Here is a 20,547-nt window from a genome sequence, read left to right on the forward strand (position 1 = left end):
GTCCGTTCCTATATCCAGAGTGTATTCGATACTGTAACTACCATAATTGATAGTTGAATTTTTCTTACATAAGTGTTCTTTAATGTTAAGACTTGAGCGGCAGCACTAATGGCTTATGTGGTGATAAAAGCGAAGCTTTTAATGGAGAACATAACAAAATGAATGAACATGAATTTCCTTTATGGATAGATGAAACCTTACCAAAGTTTGAATTACTAGGTAAACATATTGCTTTTATAATTGAAAATCTTTTACAGCAAAATAATATTGAATATCTTTCTGTGAGTTATAGAACAAAAACGAAAGAAGGGATTATTGAAAAGGTTGGTAGAAAAAACTATAAAAATCCCAAGATTGATTTAACGGATGTTTCTGGTGTGAGAGTTATATTGTATCTAGATTCAGATATAGTTAAAGTCAGTAATATTATAAAATCAACTTTTTCTATAGATGATAAAAATAGCATGGATAATGAAGGCAGATTATCCTCTGATAAAGTTGGATATAGATCTGTTCATTATGTATGCGATATCGGCGAGGAAAGGAATTCTCTACAAGAATATGAATATATCTCAGGTCTAAAATGTGAGATTCAAGTTAGAACCATGTTACAACATGCTTGGGCTGAGTTAACTCATGATAGAAATTATAAACTTGGCTCAAACTTGCCCATGCGGATCCAAAGAAAAATCAACTTGTATTCAGGTATGCTTGAAATTGCTGATGAAGGTTTCTCGGAAATAGTTGAATCTATTGAAGAGTATAAGGATTCAATCAAGAATAATGATTTAGAACAATTGTTCACTCAGGGTATAAACTCAATAAGTCTTTTCAAGTTTGTTCAAGATATTAGCAATCAGATTGGCTTGGAATTAACGCCTGTGAAAGATTGGGGCGGTTCAACTACTACAGATATAATTGAAGAATTGAAATATACTGGTCTTAATGACTTCAAAGCAATTGCTGATTCAATTCCCGAAAATTATGTTGAGGTATCTAAGGAATTTGCACCGGATAACAACATATATGGTTTCCTACGCGATATAATGTTAATTAATAATTATCAAGGTTTAAGCAGGAAAGACCCACTTAATTGGGCACTAGTGGGGGATGAAGATGAAGATGAAGCTGACAAAATGAGAGATTTTTACTCTAATTTTATGGATGAAGAGCAAGCAATCCGACTGGTTAGAACCTTTGCTGCAAGTAACCAATAATATAGGTTCTTTAACATAGAGAGGCCACCTGTTAGGTGGCCTTTTTGTTTAGATCAAATACTGTTCCGGATCGGGGGCTTCTAAAGGCAAGCGAGTCTTTCCCGAAACTTCTTGAATAGCTTACGTTCACTAGGTTCAAGTCGAGAATTGGAACGATAGGTTGTGAGGGTAGGAACTTAAAGGTTAGAAAGAAGAGAAACATTACATTGAGATAAAATTTATTAAAATCATAAGCATATAGAATGATTTAAGTATTGAAAAATTTAGGTGTTAAGTACTGTGTATTTTAATGCCATACATCACCCACTGCGCTGTCATCGCTGATTCCTGCCCTGTAAAAAATAAAGCGCGAGTTTACCATAGCGCTCGGCTGGCTGTGACCACTGCGGCCGTTGGCCCCGCGATTTATTTGTTTTTTCATGATTATTTCGCTGTCATCAATATCATTAATTAGATCCAGTAAACGCTTTCATTAACGTCATGAATAATTGCCAACGGCATCATCAGTAAGCTAAGAATTATCTTAATCGTGAAAATGTGCTAGCTGATAACTTCCGTGATTTTTTCTATGGGTGTTAAGGGGTTGCTGAAGTGTGCGTCAGTACGCATTTTCGACAATTTGGCGCTTTTATGAGCTTTTGCCGATGGTGATGAGTGGTGGAAACGTATTCACCTGTAGAAAAAAACGGCGTAGAATTCTCACTACAATAAGAGAGGGTATGATGGTCGACACCGAATTGGGAAACTGGAAAGAATTTATTGAAGCGATGTTACGTAAGTAATACGCGAAGAGAAAAGCAGGGCACTCCCAACTTGCTGTAATTCTTGCCACACAAAGCAATAAAGCCGCTATGACAACATAGCGGCTTTTTTATTGGCTTTAGTCGTGCGGCTTCTCTTTGAGCGGGAAGCGTCGACGCACCAGTACAAAGAACAGCGGCACAAAGAAGATAGCCAGCACAGTGGCAGAGATCATCCCGCCCATGACACCGGTTCCCACTGCATGCTGGCTCCCCGAACCCGCACCGCTGCTGATAGCCATCGGCAACACGCCGAAGATAAACGCCAGCGACGTCATCAGAATCGGGCGCAGACGCTGGCGTGAGGCCTCCAGCGTGGCCTCGAACAACTCACGGCCTTTACTGTTGATTTCGTTGGCGAATTCCACAATCAGAATGGCATTCTTGGCGGACAAACCGATCACCGTCAGCAAACCTACCTGGAAATACACATCGTTCTCCAGCCCACGCACATAGGTGGCCACCAGCGCACCCACCACGCCAAGTGGCACCACCAGCATGACGGAGAACGGGATTGACCAGCTCTCATACAAGGCGGCCAAGCACAAGAACACCACCAGCAGCGAAACGGCATACAGTGCGGGAGCCTGTGAACCAGAAAGACGTTCCTGATAAGACGCGCCAGTCCACTGTAAACCGACGCCCAGCGGCAATTGGCCCACCAGTTTCTCCATCACATCCATTGCAGTTCCGCTACTGACGCCGTTCGCGGCTTCACCGACAATCTCAACCGCGGAATAGCCGTTGTAACGTTCCAGACGCGGCGAACCCGTCTCCCAGTGGCTCGTTGCGAAGGCGGAGAAGGGCACCATGGTGCCGCTGTTGTTGCGTACATACCATTTGTTCACGTCGTCTGGCAGCATGCGGAACTCGGGTGCTGCCTGGACGTAGACTTTCTTCACACGACCCCGGTCGAGGAAGTCATTGACGTAAGTTGAACCCCAGGCCGTGGTTAACGTGTCGTTGATGGTATCGAGTGAAACGCCGAGCGCCTGCGCTTTGCGCTGATCGACATCGATCTGCAACTGCGGGCTGTCATCGAGGCCATTGTGGCGCACGCGCGACAAGGCAGGATTGCTGTCGGCCAGCTCAAGCAGCTTGTCACGCATCGCCATCAACTGCGTATGGCCAACACCGCCGTGATCCTGCAACTCCATATCGAAACCGGAGGAGCTACCCATACCGGTAATGGCTGGTGGGCTGCTGGCAATCACGCGTCCTTCTTTAATCTTTTTGAAGGCTTGGGTCGCACGGTCAATGATCGCGAATGAAGTACGGTCGCTGCCCGGACGATCTTCCCAATCCTTTAATCGCACGAACAGACGTGCCACGTTCTGACCGTTACCACCCGGACCGGCACCAATGGTTGAGAACACGGAGAGCACGTTATCTTTCTCGGCGGTCATGTAGTAGTTTTCAACCTTCGCGACCACGTTTGACGTCTGCTGTAAGGTTGCTCCTGGCGGCAGTTGCACCTGCGTCAGAAATACGCCTCGGTCTTCCAGCGGCAGGAATGAGGTGGGCAGGCGAATAAACAGGAATGCCATGATGCCGATAATGCCAAGATAGAGCAGCAACCAGCGCCCACCCTTCACCAGAATACGGGCCACGCCACGCTCATAGCGCTCAGCACTGGCGTTAAACATGCGGTTAAACCAACCGAAGAAGCCACGACGACCGTGATGCTGCCCTTGTTCTAATGGCTTGAGCAGGGTCGAACACAGGGCTGGGGTCAGAATCATCGCCACCAGAACTGACAACACCATGGCAGAAACGATGGTGATTGAGAACTGGCGGTAGATAGCCCCAACCGTGCCGCCGAAGAAGGCCATAGGGACAAAGACCGCCGACAGCACCAGCGCAATCCCGACCAATGCGCCCTGAATCTGGCCCATCGATTTTCGCGTGGCGGCGCGTGGTGACAGGCCTTCCTCGCTCATGATGCGCTCAACGTTCTCCACCACCACGATGGCATCATCTACCAAAAGCCCGATCGCGAGCACCATGGCAAACATGGTGAGGGTGTTAATACTGAAACCGCAGGCGTAGAGCACCGCAAAGGTGCCGAGCAACACCACCGGCACCGCGATGGTGGGGATCAGTGTGGCGCGGAAATTCTGCAAGAACAGATACATCACGAGGAAAACCAGCAGGATCGCTTCCAGCAGGGTCTTCACCACGTCAGTGATTGAGGCCTTGACGAAGGGAGTGGTTTCAAACGCCACTTTGGCTTCCAGCCCGTGCGGGAAGTAGTGTGATAGCTCTTCAACGCGGGCGCGCACCAGCTTATCAGTATTCATCTCATTGGCGCCGGAGGCCAACTTGATGCCGAGACCGGAAGCCGCCTGGCCGTTGTAACGGCTCAGGTAATCATACTTCTCAGCGCCCATGGTGACGCTGGCAACATCACCCAGCGTGACCACGGAACCATCGGTGTTGGTTTTCAGCGTGATGCCACGGAATTGCTCGGGTGTCTGCAGCATTGACTGCGCATTGACCGTGGCGTTGAGCGCTTGTTTGTCCACGGACGGTAAGCCGCCGACCTGACCTACAGCGACTTGCGTATTCTGCGACTCAATCGCACTGACCACATCATCGGTGGTCAGTGCATAGGCGATCAGTTTGTTAGGATCGAGCCAAATACGCATGGCATATTGCGAACCGTAGGCGTCGACTTCACCGACACCATCAATACGACTCAGCGGATCCTGAATGTTACTGGCGACATAATCTGCAATATCCTGTTTGTCCATACTTCCATCGGTAGAAACAAACGCAATCATCAAAATATTGCTATCACCGGTTTTATTGACCGTTACGCCTTGCGATTGCACCGCAGCGGGCAGCTTACGTAATGCCGTTTGCAGCTGGTTTTGCACCTGTTGACGCGCTTCATCAGGATCGGTGCCTGCGGTAAAGGTGAGGGTGATTTGCGCCTGACCGGTATTACTGCTGTTAGAGGACATGTACATCAAATTATCGATGCCGGTCATGTTCTGCTCGATAACTTGCGTGACCGTGTTCTCCAGCGTTTCAGCAGAGGCACCGGGGTAGTTCGCCGTGATACGGACGTTTGGTGGTGCAAGATCGGGATACTGCTCAATCGGCAGTGAGATGATCGCTAGTGTGCCGCATAAGCAAAGCAAAATAGCCAGAACCCAGGCAAAAATGGGGCGGTCGATAAAAAAATTCGACATGGAACCGACACTCCTCAGCTGCGTATTTTTTACTTTTATTATTTGAAACGAGAAGCGCAGATAGCCTCACGTCGGCGGAGTTTTAAGGGCTATCTCCTAAAACTCCTGCTGGTGCTTACTCTACGCGGCGCAAATTAGAGAATCGTGGATAAATTATGGAGAAAGTGTAAATGTCGTGCCGGTTTTTTGTGTGCTGCTACACATTACGACTCTCCAGCCAGAGCACCGTAGCGGCGACGCGCGAGCGGACATCCAGTTTACGCAGCAGATTGCGAATGTGCACTTTTACCGTTTCTTCGGAGATATGCAAGGTGGCGGCAATCTCCTTGTTGGATAACCCGCGAGCGACTTCCTGCAGCACATCCAGTTCGCGTTCGGTGAGTTGCTTGAAGGGATTCGCACTCGGTTGGCGTGTACTCAGATATTCTGCCACCACTTCACTAAACACATTCTCACCTTGCGCACCACGCATCACTTGCGCCAACAGCAACTCAGGTTCGCTGTCTTTCAGCAAATAGCCATCGGCACCCGCATCGACCATGGCATAAATATCATTACGCGCATCGGAAACGGTCAGCACCAGAATGCGCGCAGCAATGCCTTCATGACGCAGTGCCTTAAGCGTATCCAGTCCGGACATCCCTTTCATGTTTAAATCGAGCAGAATCACGTCCGGGGATAAGCGACGCGCCTCAGCCAGCGCTTCGGTGCCGTTATTCGCTTCGGCCACCACCTCCAGACGCGGTTCCAGTGCCAGCAGCTGGCGGATGCCACGTCGCATCAGCGGATGATCGTCCACTATCATGATGGTCAGGGAAGAGGGGGCCATAAATTCTCCAGTTAAAGTCCATGGGGTATTGAGTGTATCGCGTTAAGCCAGCCGGTGCGCCGGGCGCGGTGGAAAACACAGCGTGACGCAGGTTCCTGGCATCTGTGGCGCAACCTGTAGACTGCCGGCCAGGCGGGCGGCGCGTTCTGCCATAATCGTCAGGCCATAATGGCCCGGCGGTTCTTCCTGGCTGCTGATGCCGCAGCCGTCATCTTCAATGGTTAAGCGGTGCGTGGCATCGGCGTCACGCTGATAGTGAATGCGAATGTGGCGGGCATGTGCATGACGAATCGCATTGAGCAGCGCCTCGCGCGCAATTTGCAGCACATGCACTTGTTGCTGGGCATCGAGGGTTTGCAAGCCAGGCTGGTAATCAAACTCAATGACGGCATGAGATTGCTCCTGGAGTGGCGCGATCATCGCTTGCATCGCTTGCACCAGATCCGCCTGTTCGATCGTCAGGCGGAAGGTGGTGAGCAGCTCACGCAACTGCTGATAGGCTTCGGCCAGCGCACGATCAAAATCGGCAATGATCGCTTGTGCCTGCGGTTGTGTGTCATCCACGTTGCGGCGCAGTAACGTCAGTTGGATACGCAAAAAGGAGAGCGACTGAGCCAGAGAATCATGCAGTTCGCGTGCGATGGTGGATCGCTCTTCTATTAATAACATCTGCTGGTACTGTTTTTGCGTCTGCCAGATCCACAACGATCGCCCCAGCATATTGGCCAGGCTCTGCATCAGCTCATCAGCCGGCGGCGCGCGGCGTGTTTGCCAGCACAGCTCACCGAGCAATTGATCTTCCTGCTGCAGCGGCAGGCGAACCCAGCTCAGCGTATCGTCGGCGACACCCGCTTGAAAATCGATGCCGTCACTGGTGAGTTTTAATACCGTCAAAGCTTCACGAAGCTTTACCAGACGCAGCAATCCCCTAAACAGTTCAGGATTGAGCGGGCTGCTAGTGAGGACCTGCGAACTTTCATACAGCAATTTCAACGTGCGGTTGGCCTGGGTCAGGTCTTCGGTTTTATTGCGTACCGTCAACTCCAACAAGCGATAATGCGAATGCAGACGTTCAGCCATGGTAGTGAATGCCTGGGCTAACACACGCAATTCTGTCGGTTGCGATACCGTCAGGGGCGGAAAGCTAAAGTTCGCCTGCTCAACATATTGGCTGGCAGTGACCAGCGCATCGAGCGGGCGCACGACGTTGCGGCGAATAAAGCGTATGGTCCACAGCGCCAACATCACAATCGCCAGAAAGCCAAACAGGCTACTGGCTGCCACCAGATTCATCTTCAGCTCAGCATAATGTTGTAGCGCCAGGACAAAACGATCGATCTCGCTAACGTAGCTGGCGACGCGTTGTTGGTAGACTGGCGTGTTCCCAGGTTGCAGCATTTGCTGCAACATCGGCCAGCTGCTGCGCAGGTAGCGATAGCGGCTCGCGACTTCCTTCGGCACCCAGGGACGTTCAAGATGCTGCAAGGCCGGTAGGTTCAGGGTTTGTTGATAAATCTGAATGTGTTGCGCGAGCTGCTGCGGATCGCGCGCGCTATCCCAAGCGAGACGATAAATTTGCATGCGCAGCGAACCGGCGACATTCACCGCTTCGGCATCACGTAAACTACTGGAAAGCGTCATCAGCGCCAGCCCGGTGGTTAATAGCGACAGCAGCACAATGGCGCTGAGCGCACGAGCAATGGTGCGGGTAACGGGACGTTGTACAATCACGGCAATAACCCTTATAAGAGCGAGGGATTATAAGGCAGCAACTCGCACACGGCGAGTCATAGTCGTCACATCAAGTTACTTTTAGCAGAGAAATTCACTTCTCTTTACCTTTCCCTGGACAGATCGCACTTAGCTGGCGAACTATTAAGCGCCTTTACTCCTTGCTGCGCCCGATTTTCATTCCATCGTTAATAATTCTCCCCGTAACTAACCACATTATTTCCGGACGACAACAGGAGCATTTCATGAAGAAACCCATTGCCATTCTGACTGCTGCACTGCTTGCCACCGCAAGTTTCACCGCGTTTGCTGCCCAGCCTTTGAGTGCCGAACAGGCAGAAAACCTGCAAAGCAGCGGCACTGTCTCTGTAAGCGGCGTACGCGGCTCACTGGATGATGCAACACGCCAGCTTTCACAGAAAGCAGAAGAGATGGGAGCCAGTCATTACCGCGTCATTGGCGTGCAAAACCCAGGTGATTCCAGCCTGTGGAGCGGCACCGCAGAGATTTACCGTTAATCCCCTGTAGCAGCGGCATTTATGCCGCCCCGTTCATCTGATGACGAACGGTTGAAAGTGAGTCCCTCCCTGTAGCCACCCCCTTACCGGCCAATCCCTTGGCCGGTTTTTTTGTGCACCGCGACCGATTCTTACAAAACAACTCGTGCAACTAAACGGTAAATTTTGCTTCGTTCATGCAGAACGGGTAGGATTCATCGCCGTAATTTCCCGGCTTGCCGCGCGACATCGTTCCGCCGCAACGGTAGTGGGTTTTACCCCATTTCGCACCGCCGCACGCAAACGATTGGTTACGCGGTGATTGATGGTCAGGACAAACAGGAAAGCTATGAAATCAACTACAAAAACTGCAGCCGAACAACGCGCTGCAAAAAGACGCTGGCTCAATTCTCACGACACTGGTTACCAAAAAGCGATGGGTAACCGTCAGGTACAAATGATCGCCATTGGCGGTGCTATCGGTACCGGTCTGTTCCTTGGTGCGGGCGCGCGCTTGCAGATGGCCGGTCCGGCACTGGCACTGGTTTATCTGGTGTGCGGTATCTTCTCCTTCTTTATTCTTCGTGCGTTGGGCGAACTGGTGTTACACCGCCCATCAAGCGGCAGCTTTGTTTCTTATGCACGTGAATTCCTTGGGGAAAAAGCGTCATACGTTGCAGGCTGGATGTACTTCGTGAACTGGGCGATGACCGGTATTGTGGATATCACCGCGGTTGCGCTCTATATGCACTACTGGGGCGCATTTGGCGATGTGCCACAGTGGGTGTTTGCCCTCGGCGCGCTGGCGATTGTCGGTACCATGAACATGATCGGTGTGAAATGGTTTGCCGAAATGGAGTTCTGGTTCGCACTGATTAAGGTACTGGCGATTGCGGTATTCCTGATCGTTGGTGTGGTGTTCCTCGGCAGCGGCAAACCGCTGGATGGCAACACCACTGGCTTCCACCTGATAACTGATAACGGCGGCCTGTTCCCGCATGGCTTACTGCCTGCGTTGGTGCTGGTGCAAGGGGTGGTGTTTGCCTTTGCGTCCATCGAATTAGTGGGGACCGCAGCAGGGGAGTGTAAAGACCCAAAAACCATGCTGCCAAAAGCCATCAACAGTGTGATCTGGCGTATTGGCCTGTTCTATGTGGGTTCAGTGGTGCTCTTGGTGCTGCTGCTGCCGTGGAACGCCTATCAGGCGGGACAGAGTCCGTTTGTCACCTTCTTCTCTAAGCTGGGTGTGCCTTACATCGGTAGCGTGATGAATATCGTGGTACTGAGTGCGGCGCTGTCGAGCCTTAACTCTGGCCTCTATTCCACCGGTCGTATCTTGCGTTCGATGTCGATGGGCGGTTCTGCACCGCAGTTTATGTCGAAGATGAGCAAGCAGCAGGTGCCTTACGCCGGTATCCTCGTCACCATTGCGGTGTACGTGGTGGGCGTTGTGCTGAACTATTATGTGCCTTCACAGGTATTCGAGATCGTTCTTAACGTGGCTTCGCTGGGTATCATCTCTTCCTGGGCCTTTATCGTGGTTTGCCAGATGCGTCTGCGCAAAGCCATTAAAGAAGGCAAAGCGGATGACGTCAGCTTTAAGTTGCCATGGGCGCCAGTGACCTCATGGTTGACCCTGCTGTTCCTGGCAAGCGTGCTGGTGCTGATGGCGTTTGATTATCCGAATGGCACTTACACCATCGCTTCGATCCCTCTGATTGCCGTTGTGCTGGTACTAGGTTGGTTTGGTGTGCGTAAACGCGTACATGCTGAAGCAATGAAAGAGCATGACCATCATGATGATGGTGCGGCAACGCTGGCGGAAGACAGCTCGCGCTAATCGCAATCCATTTATCTCCGGGGGCTATTCAGCCCCCGATTTTATGGCGATAGGCCAGCTCAGCTAATTCAGATAGTTTTTCCTGCCACTTCCCCCTATTATCTCTGGCTCCCTCAGCTACGCAGTGGAGCGGCTATGTCATTAAAGATCAACATCATCAAAGACAAGTTGCTGTCAGATAATTATTTTATTCTGCGCAATTTCACTTACGAACTAACCCGTAGCAACGGCGCAGTGGTGCGTCATAAACGCGAAGTTTATGATCGCGGCAATGGCGCGACCATCCTGCTCTACAACCGTGACAAAAACACCGTGTTGCTGATTCGTCAGTTCCGCATTGCGACCTATGTCAATGGCAACGCCAGCGGCGAACTGATTGAAACCTGTGCTGGCCTGCTCGACAACGACACGCCAGAAGATTGCATTCGTAAAGAAGCGGTCGAGGAGACGGGTTATCAGGTCGGCCCGGTGGAAAAGCTGTTTGAAGCCTATATGTCACCGGGCGGCGTAACGGAAATCGTGCATTTCTTCGCCGCAGAGTACAGCGATGCGATGCGCACCCACGAAGGTGGCGGTGTCGAGGATGAAGAGATTACCGTTTTAGAGTTGCCGTTCCCGGAAGCCTTGGCAATGGTAAAAGATGGCCGTATCCGCGACGGTAAAGCCATCATGCTGTTGCAGCATGCGCAAATTGCCGGTTGGTTAAAGGCTTAGTCAGTGCGGCGATGAACCTGGTCGGCATAAATGCTGACCCTACAGGCGCTCCTTTATACGCAAACGGCTAACGGCTCTGGCACGCACTCGGGATGTGCCTGCATGCGGGCTAGCGCTTCGGCGTAGGATGGCATCGAATTCGCGGCACCCGATCGCTCAACGCAGAGCGAGGCGTAGGCGGAAGCAAACAGTGCGGCCTGCGGCAATGCATCGCCCGAAGCCAGTCGTGCGGCCAACGCCCCATTGAAGGCATCGCCTGCACCGGTGGTATCCAGCGGTTGTGCTGGAAACAGTGGAATGCGCAGCGGCTGCTGTTCCGCGTTCGAAAGCAGTGCGCCTGCCATCCCTAACGTAATAATCACCTGACGCGCCCCTTTCCGATGCAGCACTTCAGCGGCTTGTTGCGCACTGGCAAAATCGGTGACTTTGACCCCGGTGATCTGCATCGCTTCTGTGCTATTCGGCGTCAGTAAATCGACCTTCGCCAGCAGTGCATCACTCACTTTCTGCCACGGCGCCGGGTTTAAAATCACAAAGGTGCCACCTGCACGTGCATTATCAATCATGCGTTGGATAGCACTGAGATTGTTTTCCAGCTGCACCAGCAAAATATCGGCAGCGGCAACGGTCGGTTGGCACCGCGTGACTTCTGCGGCAGTTACCGTGGTGTTGGCACCGGGAAACACCGAGATCATGTTCTCGGCATCATCACCGGCTACATAAATCAGGCGTTGCCGGTGGGCTTCTCTTTGCAGGTGAATAACGTAATCGCGTCGAAGCCGGTTTTTTCCAGGTGACGACGGGCAAAAGTGCCAAAATCATCGTTACCCACTTTGCCGATGTAGTGTACGCGGGCACCGGCTCGCAGCGCCGCCGTGGCCTGGTTGGCACCTTTGCCGCCCGGTCCCATCATGCTGTTGTGGGCGGTTAAGGATTCACCCGGCATCGGAAAACGGTTCATCACCGCCACAACGTCGAGGTTGAACGAGCCAAACACACACACTTTTCCTTTCATCATGCACTCCTGAACAGACGTTCGGCGGCTAAACAGGCGCCGCGACAGCCGGTATGATCGGTGGACTGACTGAACACAATCTTCAAGTTGTCACGCGTTGCCGGTGGACGAAGATGCTGCTGAATCTGGCTGCGCAACTGCGCCAGCGGGAAATCCGCCATCGCTAAGACCCCGCCTCCTAAAATCAGGTACTCGGGATCGAGAATGTTCATCTCGGTGGCGATCAGTTGCGCTAATCGCGTGACGAAAGCCTGTAACTCCGGATGCTCACCATGTTGGGTAAACAGGGCGGACATATCGGTGTGCGGCAGGTTAGCCTTGCTCCAAAGGCTGAGCCAGTTTCCTGAGGTCACCGTCTCCGCGCAGCCATGATTGCCACACGGGCAGGGCAGATCGTTACCCGCGATGGGAATATGGCCGAGCTCACCCGCACCGCCATGCTGACCATGATAAAACTGGCCGTTAATCCACAGACTATTACCCATCCCCGTGCCTGGATAGAGACCCACGGCGATATCAGGCATCTGCTCAAGCTGCATCAGATCCCACATCATCAGATGGTTAACGTCCTTATCCATCGCCACCGGCACGCCAAGGCGTTCTGTCAGGATCGCCGCCACTGGCTGATGATCCAGTGCCTGGATAAAGGGCAGCGAGACAACTTGTTGACGATCTCGACTCAGAATGCCGGGTAAGCCGAGCATCACGCCGCTCACCGGTTGTTGCTCTAAGGTTTCACTGATTAACTGCCCGAGTGCCGTAAGAGCATCAGGCTGATGCGCCCAGCTGGCAGTCGGCACCTTGCGGAAGCTGGACCAGATGCGTCCTTCCTCCATCAACTGCAGGCGAGTGCCGGTGCCGCCAATGTCGATACCGAGCCAGCTTTTTTTCATGCGGACACCTTGGTCAGGCCCTGCGCTTCATCAATGCTGTCGCGCATCATATCCCACGCGGTCGCCAAATCATCATGGATGTTAAACAGGCCCGAAGTACCGACGATCAACACTTCCGCACCCGCACCGACCAACGTGTTGTAGGTGCGGGTATTGCAGGAACCATCGATCTCAATCAGGTATTTATAGCCGTGCTGCTGTTTGAGTGCTTTCAGTTCCTGCACCTTCGCCACCATCTCCGGAATGAACGGTTGGCCGGCATAGCCTGGATCCACCGTCATCACGGTGATCTTATCCAGTAGATGAATGTAGTGATGGATAAATGACACTGGTGTGGCTGGGTTTAGCACCACACCCACTTTCTTGCCGTGGCTGCGAATCAGGTTGATCACGCGGAACGCATCGCGGTTGATGGTTTCAGCATGTGGGCAGATGTAATCGGCACCGGCTTTGGCAATAGCATCAATGAAATCGGTCGGCTGCTCCACCATCAAATGCACGTCGAGCGCCACTTTGGTGTGCGGGCGAATCTGCTCAATAAAGAATGGCGACAGCGTGATGTTCTTAACGTAGTGACCGTCCATGATGTCGATATGAAGGAAGTCTGCGCGGGAGTCCAGCACTTCCAGCTGGTGCTTGATCTCCATCAGATTCATACACATCAACGACGGGGAGACTTGAATACGCATTAGACTTCCTTTTTTTCGGTCAGAGGGTTAAGGGCCGCAGCGAGCTTGCTCAGCTTGACGGCACGATGTTCATTAAAACGGGTTTTAAATTGTTTAAAGGCCAGCACCACAATCAGTACCGCGCCCCACATTGCCAGGCTGACGTGCTGGCTGATGTTCATCAGGTTGAATCCGGTGGAGAGCACTTGCAGGGCGATCAGCGCCAGTACCACGCCGGTCACGCGACCAAAGCCGCCGTTGGGATCGGTACCGCCGAGAATAATCGCTAGTACGGTTAACAACAGGTAGGCATCGCCGTAACCCATACGTGCTGAGTTGAAGCGCGCCATCATGATTAATCCGGCGAGCACACACAGCAGGCTGGAAATCACGTACACCAGAATCACCATGCGATGGGTGTTGATGCCGCTAAACCATGTGGCATTGATGTTACTGCCGCCCATATAAATGCATTTACCGGCGCGGGTTTTACCGAGGAACAGTGCCAGCAGCGCGGCGGCAATCAGGAATACCCACAGGGGTAACGGCATGCCCAGCAGCGTGTTGGAACCCAGTGCTTGCACAATTGAAGGCATACCACTGACTGCCGCGCCTTTGGTCAGCCAGATGCCGATGCCGTTGAGCGTCATCATGGTTGCCAGCGTCACCAGAATCGGGTGAGCACCAATACGTGTCACCATCACGCCGGTAATCACGCCAATAAAGGTGGCAATCACCATGGCACCGATGATGGCGATCAACAGCCACAGCAGTTGCTGACCGGTTCCCGCATCGGCAGGCAGGGCGCTCATCAGCGTCCAAGCTATGAACAGTGCGGTCAGATTGGCGGTAGCGATGATCGCCAGGTTCAAGCCGCCACTCAGGATGGCAATAAACATCGCCAGCGTGAGCAATCCCAGTTCTGGCAGCTGGAACGCCATGCTCATAAAGGTGGAGTCAGTCAAAAAGCGCCCCGGCAGCATGACCGTAAACAGCGCCAGTGCCAGCGCAATCAATAGCATCAGGCCGATATTGGTGCCGTCCGGACGCAGAGAAGAGAGTGATTTCATATGAGTGCCTCTTCCGTCAGACGAAGCTGACGTCAGTTTCTTTACGTTTTTTGTAGTGAGTGACGGCAATCGCCACCATGATCACGCCGCCTACCACGATGTTCATGAAGTAGTTGGAGACACCAATCAGGTTGAGGCCGTTCTTCAGAATGGCGATCAGGAACACGCCCATCAAAGTCCCGCTCACCGTGCCCTTACCACCCATCAGGCTGGCCCCACCCAGAACAGTGGCTGCCAGCACATCCAACTCGCCACCAACTAAAGCATTCGGCACCACTTCCCCCATGCGATACACCTGTACCAGCCCGCCAATCGCTGCCATCGCGCCGAGCCAGCCGTAAGCGAAGACGTGAATCAAGCCAACGCGAATGCCGATACGCCGTGCGGACTCCGCATCGCCGCCCACCGCATACAGCTGGCGACCGAGGTTGGTTTTATTGAGCAGCAGCGCGGTGAGGCCCGCGATGACCAGCATGGTGGCCAGCGGTAAACCGACCTGGAAACTGTTGCCTTGCCAGGTGAAGGGCAGCACGCTGCGCAGCGTGATCCACCAATCGGGCAGTGAATAGAGACTTTTACCGCCGGTGACCCACATCAGCAGACCAAACAGCAGAGACTGCATGCTAATGGTGATGATGATCGACACCACGCGCAGCGAGGTGATCAGCAGGGCGTTAATCACGCCAAATGTCGTGCCACAGACAATCGCCAGCAGAATGCTCAGTGCGGCGTTATCAAACTGGAACTGCACAAACAGCGTGGCGATCAGGTACTGCACCACCGAAGCCACTGCCGCGAACGAGATATCAATGCCGCCGGTGACCAACACTAAAAACAGCCCTAGCGCAAAGATGCCGGTGACGGCATAGCTTTCCGCCAAATCCAGCAGGTTCTGCACCGTCAGGAATTGGTCGCTGGTCACGGAGAAGAACAGGATGAAAGCCACCAGCACCCAGGCAAGCCAGCCTTGACTGGAGTGCGGGCGTAAACGAGAAAAATCAGGCATTGATCACCTCCGCAAGCTGTTGTTGCTCAACGGTATCGGGTTGGTATTCGGCATGAACGGTGCCATCGCGGAAGTGCAGGATGCGGTCGCAGTTGTACCAAACCTCTGGTACCTCATCGGAAATCAGAATGATCGACAGACCCTCTTTCGCCAGCTCGTGAATCAGCTGATAGATGCTGGCTTTAGCACCGACATCCACGCCCACGGTTGGGGAGTCGAGGATCAAAATACGCGGCTGCGTCAGTACCCATTTCGCCAGTACGATCTTTTGCTGATTGCCTCCGGAAAGTGTGGAGATCGCCAGATTGGGATCGGCGACACGTACACCGAGTTGTTGAATCCATTGCAGAATCAGCTTGTTCTTGCGGTATTCGTCGATGATGTGAAAACGGTTTTGCAGTTTGTCGAGGATTGGCAGCACCATGTTGTCGGCCACCGATTGTTGCTGGACTAAACCCAGCGTTAAGCGGTCTTCAGAGACATAACCGATGCCCGCTTTAATCGCATCTTCATGGCTGCGGAAGCGCACTGGCTTACTGTCTAGCCAGATTTTGCCGCTGTCCGGTTTGGTCATGCCAAACAGCGACAGCGCCAGTTCGGTGCGGCCGGAGCCCAACAGACCGCACAGACCGAGCACTTCGCCTTGGTACAGTTTGAAATTCACATCGTGATACTGTCCGGCGCGCGTGAGGTTATCCACTTCGAGAATGGCGCGATCGGCATTGCGCGTCGGCGCTTTTAACTGGTAGTCGAGCTTGAGGCCGGTCATCAGTTCAGTCAGATGGTGCGGCGTCATCTCTTTGGCGGGCCAGCAACCCATTTTGCGCCCGTCACGGATCACCGTGACGCGGTCAGAAATCTCTAGTACTTCATCCAGTCGGTGGCTGACGAACACCACGCAGATATTTTTATCTTTCAGGTAGCGCACGGTGCGCAGCAGCTGATTGACTTCAGTGCGGGTCAATGAGGCCGTTGGTTCATCCATGATCACCAGACGTGCATCGGCCACCAGTGCACGGCAAATGGCCACCTGCTGACGTGCCGCAATCGACAGCGCCGAGACTTTTTCATCCAGATCGAGATCGAATTTCAGCTCTTCAATGATGCGGGTCGCCGTTTCGCGCAGTTTCGCTTTGCGATGCCAGCCGAGCAGGCCATTGAGGTTATGTTCGAAGGCGATGTTCTCGGCCACGCTCAAATTCGGGAACAGGGACAAATCCTGGTAAATCACCTGGATACCGAACTCACGCGCCTGACGGGTGGTCAGACGCGGGAAGGTCGGGCCATCACCTAAGGTAATGCGGCTGCCGCTGTCCGGGGCATGCACCCCGGAAATGACTTTGATTAAGGTGCTTTTGCCACAGCCGTTGGTGCCAGCGAGACAGTGCACTTCGCCAGCCAGTAGGCTTAGCGAGATATCGCTCAGTGCGCGGTTGCCACCAAATGTTTTCGACAGGTTGTCGAGCGCAATCAGCGTCTGTGGGATCACCTCTTTCATCATTACAGCCCCATTTTCACCAGTTTTGGCAGGTTTTCTTTGTCCAGACTTTCGGTGTTGTTGCCGAGGATGGTGTGAGTCGCCTCGTCTACTTTCACTTTGCCCAGACCCTCGATGGTCATGCCGTCGGTAATGGGCTCTTTCTTCTGCATCATGTCGGCAATGCGCACGAACACTTCGCCTGCGGTTTCTGGGTTCCAGATGTAGCCGCCTTTGATTGCGCCACGCTGCACCAGTGACGCCCCTTGGCCTGGACTGAAGGCACCGATCACGCACACTTGGTCGATCTTGTTACGGTTCATCACCGCACGACCGGCACCAATTGGGCCTTGAGAACCGAATGCCATAATCCCTTTCAGGTCCGGGTATTTGGACATCAGCTCGTTGGTGGTACGAATCGAGTCATCCAGCGATTCGCCCACGCCGAACTTGTCAGTGACCATCTGCATTTTCGGATAGTGTTCTTTCTGGTAGTTCAACGCGGCATCGGTCCACTGCTGATGCAATGGCACCGTCAGGCTGCCGACGTACATGGCGTATTTGCCTTCTTCATGCATGCATTTCGCCAGCGCTTTCATGTGGTTGATACCGTGCGTTGGCGCATCCACCAGTTCGAAGTCCCAGTTGGCGCCTTTCTGATCCGGTGACTCGTGGGTGATGACCTGAATTCCGGCTTCACGGGCGCGTTTCAGCACCGGCTCCAGCACTTTCGGGTCATTCGGCACCACCCCAATGATGTCCACTTTCTGTGCAATCAAATCTTCAATCGCACGCACCTGCAGTGCCGGGTCGGCAGCAGTTGGGCCGACCATCCATGCATCAATGCCGCGTTTTGCCGCTTCACTCTTGATGCCCGCTTCCATGGCGTTGAACCACGGAATACCGCCAATTTTCACCACGATACCCATGCGGAGTTTGTCGGCAGCGTGCGCGCCAGTAGCGGCAAACAGGGCAAGCAGAGAACAGGCGATAAGATGTTTTTTCATAAAGACTCCGGATTAATTTTTTATTAGCTGCATAGAATTGTTGCGCTGCGAGCAATCAATAATATTGACGCCGTTCCAGGCTAATTCTTGTTCCAGCTCTTTGTCTTTTAATTGGTCAGTAATGAGAAAGTCCACATCGCGATAATGGCAAATACGCGCGAATGAGGGCCGCAGGAATTTACTGGCGTCTAGCAGGAGATGTTTTCTTTCTGCTGCCAACAGCATTTGCTGTTTTAAATGTGCGTTGTTTTCGTTACCTTCACGTAAATAACCGTCATTGCCTAAACTGCTACAGGAAAAAAAGATCTTATTAATCTGAAATTCCCGTAAAGGCTGCTCAGCGACCACGCCGTGGAAATCTTCATAACGGTCAGAATATTCTCCTCCCAAACAGATAGTGCGGATACTGCCTCGCGCCGCAAGGGTTTGTACAATTCTGATAGAGTTAGTTAACACCGTTAATTCAATATCCGGCAGCTGTCGCGCTAAATACCAGCAAGTGGTGCTACTGTCGAGTAATATACAATCACCAGGGCTGATGAAATCGAGTGCACGTTTGGCAATCGCCATTTTTGCATCGACGTGTTCATTCATTCTCTGGCGGAAAGCTAATTCGTACTCGTTAACACCTCTCGTATTACCCTGAATGTTAGCGGCCTGTCGTTTTGCTGGTACTGCACCGCCGTGGCTACGTTGTAATAGCCCACGTTTCTCCAGTTGAGTTAAATCACGGCGAATGGTTTCCTGGGAGACCTGACACAACGTGACTAATTCAGCGACAATAACTCGACCATTTAAATTAAGTTCGTCAATAATCCGCTGCTGTCTTTCAATCGGCAACATAACTGCCCTCCGATGGTTATAAATTACTGGATACCGCAGCGGGAAAATGTGGACTACGCACGAGTACGCAGTGCCCAAAATGCCCAACGGTATTAGGGTGATGTGAGTCAAATTTTTATGTAAATGAGATCTCAAAATTTCACTAATAGGAGATCTAATTCACATAAACACGCGTATTGGCGCGAAATCGAAGGAGGGGTAGCAAATAACTATTACCGCAGGCAAACAGCCTATCATGACCGGATATGACCGTTTGTGTGTATTTGACCGATTTGTGATGGCAGCACAATTGTCCGACGAATCCGATTGAGCAGAATTCGGTCGAAACGGATGATGGAGGTATTGCGTCATCCAGCCATATAACGCCTCAAGGCGGCGGCTTTTTCAGCAGTTAACATCGCTTTTCGGGCCAGCTCACAGTTTCGGCCTGCTGACAGCGTTGCCGTTGCGCTATCATTTTCTTTCAAGGAATTTGGGGACCGGTTTTTTTAATGTCGTATTGGATGAAGTCGCTGCTTTTGTTGCCGTTTATGGTTGTCGCGTGCGTTCAGGCTGAGCCACTGCAAAAGTCATTTTCTGACTGGCAGATCACCTGTAACAACGCGGCTTTTTGCGTGGCGCGCAGTTTTCCTGGAGACAATGGTTTAGTGATGACGATTTCACGCCACGCTGGCGTCAACGATCGTCCGCTACTGCGCATCGACTACGGCAGTGCTTACAGTGGTGAATTGCCTGGCGGTCCGCTGAAAGATAATTTGCTGCTGGATCAACGTCGGCTGACGCCAGACCTGAAACACTGGACGGTGGAGCCGCATCATCTTGCTACCAGCAACGCTATCGCGATTGACGAGTTTCTGGCGCAAACGCTGGATGCCAACTCGCTGCAATTGACCTACCAAGCCAAAGCCAGCATTCCGTTGAGCGGTATGAAAGCGGCGCTGTTACTGATGGATGACGTGCAAGGCAGGGTAAATGGGGCCAGTGCGTGGGTGAAGCGGGGCGAGCGCGCGCAGTGGGATGTGCCGCCAGCGCCTTCGTTACCGCAACTGCCAGCATCCATACCGCAGCCTGCACCGCTGACTCAAGAGGAAACGTCCGGGCTCATTGACTACGGTACATGGCGCGTTAACACCGATAACTGCTCGCTTGACCCGTTGCGGCGAGAAGTGAGTGTGGCACCGCTCACTGACAGTAAAGCGCTGATTTTAGTCAGCTGCGAAACCGGTGCTTATAATGTCATTGATTTAGCGTTTGAAGTGACTCGCACCCAGCCTTATGTGGCGCGCGGCCTGATGCTCACGTTACCGTTCACCCCGCCATCGCACAGCGACAATCAGCTGGAATTGATCAATGCGGAGTTTGATGGCAGTAGTGGTTTGCTTTACACCTTCAGCAAAGGTCGTAGGTTAGGGGATTGCGGCGTGGCCACGCGCTGGCAATATGATGGCAACGAATTTGTGCTGGCAGAGTACGCAGAAGAGAAAATTTGCGATGCCTGGCACAGCAGTGACGATTGGCCAACCTTGTGGGTTAGCCAGTCGCAGAATGCGGTTCAGTCGCGTTAGCGCAGTCTGCTCGGTGCGCATAAATGCGCACCCTACAATGTAGGGGCGCCATTTATGGCGACCGCGACGCGCAACCGAATTAACGAATCGCTTGCACCGTCATCGGCGAGTCATTCTGATTACCGATCAATTTGGTGCGCATAATGCGCACCCTACAATGTAGGGGCGCCATTTATGG

16 protein-coding genes and 1 pseudogene are annotated in these 20,547 nt (G+C 52.5%); 6 read left to right on the forward strand and 11 right to left on the reverse strand.

All coding sequences use genetic code 11. The features are described 5' to 3' along the window. Positions 1-92: 92 nt before the first annotated feature. Together HA51_RS19275 and ypfM are read left to right on the forward strand one after the other, a co-directional pair. Positions 93-1,217 carry a GTP pyrophosphokinase gene (locus tag HA51_RS19275; protein ID WP_139810703.1) on the forward strand — a complete coding sequence of 375 codons (1,125 nt, stop codon included), beginning with the start codon at positions 93-95 and terminating at the stop codon, positions 1,215-1,217. Positions 1,218-1,939: 722 nt separating this feature from the next. Then, positions 1,940-1,999: a protein YpfM gene (ypfM, locus tag HA51_RS27810; protein ID WP_139810705.1), complete on the forward strand. Its 60-nt coding sequence runs from the start codon at positions 1,940-1,942 to the stop codon at positions 1,997-1,999. A gap of 98 nt (positions 2,000-2,097) precedes the next feature. On the opposite strand, the gene acrD is transcribed toward ypfM, so the two are convergent. The 3 genes from acrD to narQ all read right to left on the reverse strand — a co-directional run bounded on the left by acrD (position 2,098) and on the right by narQ (position 7,774). Beyond that, positions 2,098-5,214: a multidrug efflux RND transporter permease AcrD gene (gene acrD, locus HA51_RS19280; protein ID WP_084936200.1), complete on the reverse strand. Its 3,117-nt coding sequence runs from the start codon at positions 5,212-5,214 to the stop codon at positions 2,098-2,100. Positions 5,215-5,410: 196 nt separating this feature from the next. Beyond that, positions 5,411-6,043 (reverse strand): response regulator, encoded by a 633-nt coding sequence (locus HA51_RS19285; protein ID WP_084936201.1) that lies wholly within the window; start codon positions 6,041-6,043, stop codon positions 5,411-5,413. Between the two features lie 42 nt (positions 6,044-6,085). After that, positions 6,086-7,774: a nitrate/nitrite two-component system sensor histidine kinase NarQ gene (gene narQ, locus HA51_RS19290; RefSeq protein ID WP_084936202.1), complete on the reverse strand. Its 1,689-nt coding sequence runs from the start codon at positions 7,772-7,774 to the stop codon at positions 6,086-6,088. 245 nt (positions 7,775-8,019) lie between these two features. Here narQ and HA51_RS19295 point away from each other — a divergent pair, with 245 nt between their 5' ends. The 3 genes from HA51_RS19295 to nudK all read left to right on the forward strand — a co-directional run bounded on the left by HA51_RS19295 (position 8,020) and on the right by nudK (position 10,825). Next, a complete protein-coding gene (locus HA51_RS19295) occupies positions 8,020-8,292 on the forward strand; it encodes a YdgH/BhsA/McbA-like domain containing protein (protein ID WP_084936203.1) in 273 nt (90 codons plus the stop codon). A 328-nt stretch (positions 8,293-8,620) separates the two neighbouring features. Then, entirely contained in the window at positions 8,621-10,111 is a 1,491-nt protein-coding gene (ansP, locus tag HA51_RS19300; RefSeq protein ID WP_084936204.1) for an L-asparagine permease, read from the forward strand. Between the two features lie 135 nt (positions 10,112-10,246). Continuing rightward, entirely contained in the window at positions 10,247-10,825 is a 579-nt protein-coding gene (gene nudK / locus HA51_RS19305) for a GDP-mannose pyrophosphatase NudK (RefSeq protein WP_084936205.1), read from the forward strand. Positions 10,826-10,878: 53 nt separating this feature from the next. On the opposite strand, the pseudogene HA51_RS19310 reads toward nudK, so the two are convergent. From HA51_RS19310 to HA51_RS19345, 8 genes and pseudogenes are all read right to left on the reverse strand, one after another. Further along, positions 10,879-11,843 (reverse strand): annotated as a pseudogene (locus tag HA51_RS19310) (ribokinase). Beyond that, positions 11,840-12,733, reverse strand: coding sequence for an allose kinase (gene alsK, locus HA51_RS19315; protein WP_084936206.1), 894 nt, complete (start codon positions 12,731-12,733; stop codon positions 11,840-11,842). Before alsK ends, HA51_RS19310 begins: the two are co-directional and overlap by 4 nt. Continuing rightward, the gene (alsE, locus tag HA51_RS19320; protein ID WP_084936207.1) at positions 12,730-13,422 is read right to left on the reverse strand and encodes a D-allulose 6-phosphate 3-epimerase; all 693 of its coding nucleotides are present in this window, start codon (positions 13,420-13,422) and stop codon (positions 12,730-12,732) included. Before alsE ends, alsK begins: the two co-directional genes overlap by 4 nt. Further along, positions 13,422-14,471 carry an ABC transporter permease gene (locus HA51_RS19325; protein ID WP_084936208.1) on the reverse strand — a complete coding sequence of 350 codons (1,050 nt, stop codon included), beginning with the start codon at positions 14,469-14,471 and terminating at the stop codon, positions 13,422-13,424. Before HA51_RS19325 ends, alsE begins: the two co-directional genes overlap by 1 nt. A 16-nt stretch (positions 14,472-14,487) precedes the next feature. Further along, a complete protein-coding gene (locus tag HA51_RS19330) occupies positions 14,488-15,477 on the reverse strand; it encodes an ABC transporter permease (RefSeq protein WP_084936209.1) in 990 nt (329 codons plus the stop codon). Further along, the gene (locus HA51_RS19335) at positions 15,470-16,975 is read right to left on the reverse strand and encodes a sugar ABC transporter ATP-binding protein (RefSeq protein ID WP_084936217.1); all 1,506 of its coding nucleotides are present in this window, start codon (positions 16,973-16,975) and stop codon (positions 15,470-15,472) included. Before HA51_RS19335 ends, HA51_RS19330 begins: the two co-directional genes overlap by 8 nt. Positions 16,976-16,977: 2 nt before the next feature. After that, positions 16,978-17,961, reverse strand: coding sequence for a substrate-binding domain-containing protein (locus tag HA51_RS19340; RefSeq protein ID WP_084936210.1), 984 nt, complete (start codon positions 17,959-17,961; stop codon positions 16,978-16,980). A 12-nt stretch (positions 17,962-17,973) separates the two neighbouring features. Then, a complete protein-coding gene (locus HA51_RS19345) occupies positions 17,974-18,804 on the reverse strand; it encodes a DeoR/GlpR family DNA-binding transcription regulator (RefSeq protein ID WP_084936211.1) in 831 nt (276 codons plus the stop codon). Between the two features lie 491 nt (positions 18,805-19,295). Here HA51_RS19345 and HA51_RS19350 point away from each other — a divergent pair, with 491 nt between their 5' ends. Next, positions 19,296-20,369, forward strand: coding sequence for a DUF1176 domain-containing protein (locus HA51_RS19350; protein ID WP_084936212.1), 1,074 nt, complete (start codon positions 19,296-19,298; stop codon positions 20,367-20,369). Positions 20,370-20,547 lie beyond the last annotated feature (178 nt).

Origin of the sequence: Pantoea rwandensis, from assembly GCF_002095475.1 — a bacterium.
Taxonomy (GTDB): Bacteria; Pseudomonadota; Gammaproteobacteria; order Enterobacterales; family Enterobacteriaceae; genus Pantoea; species Pantoea rwandensis.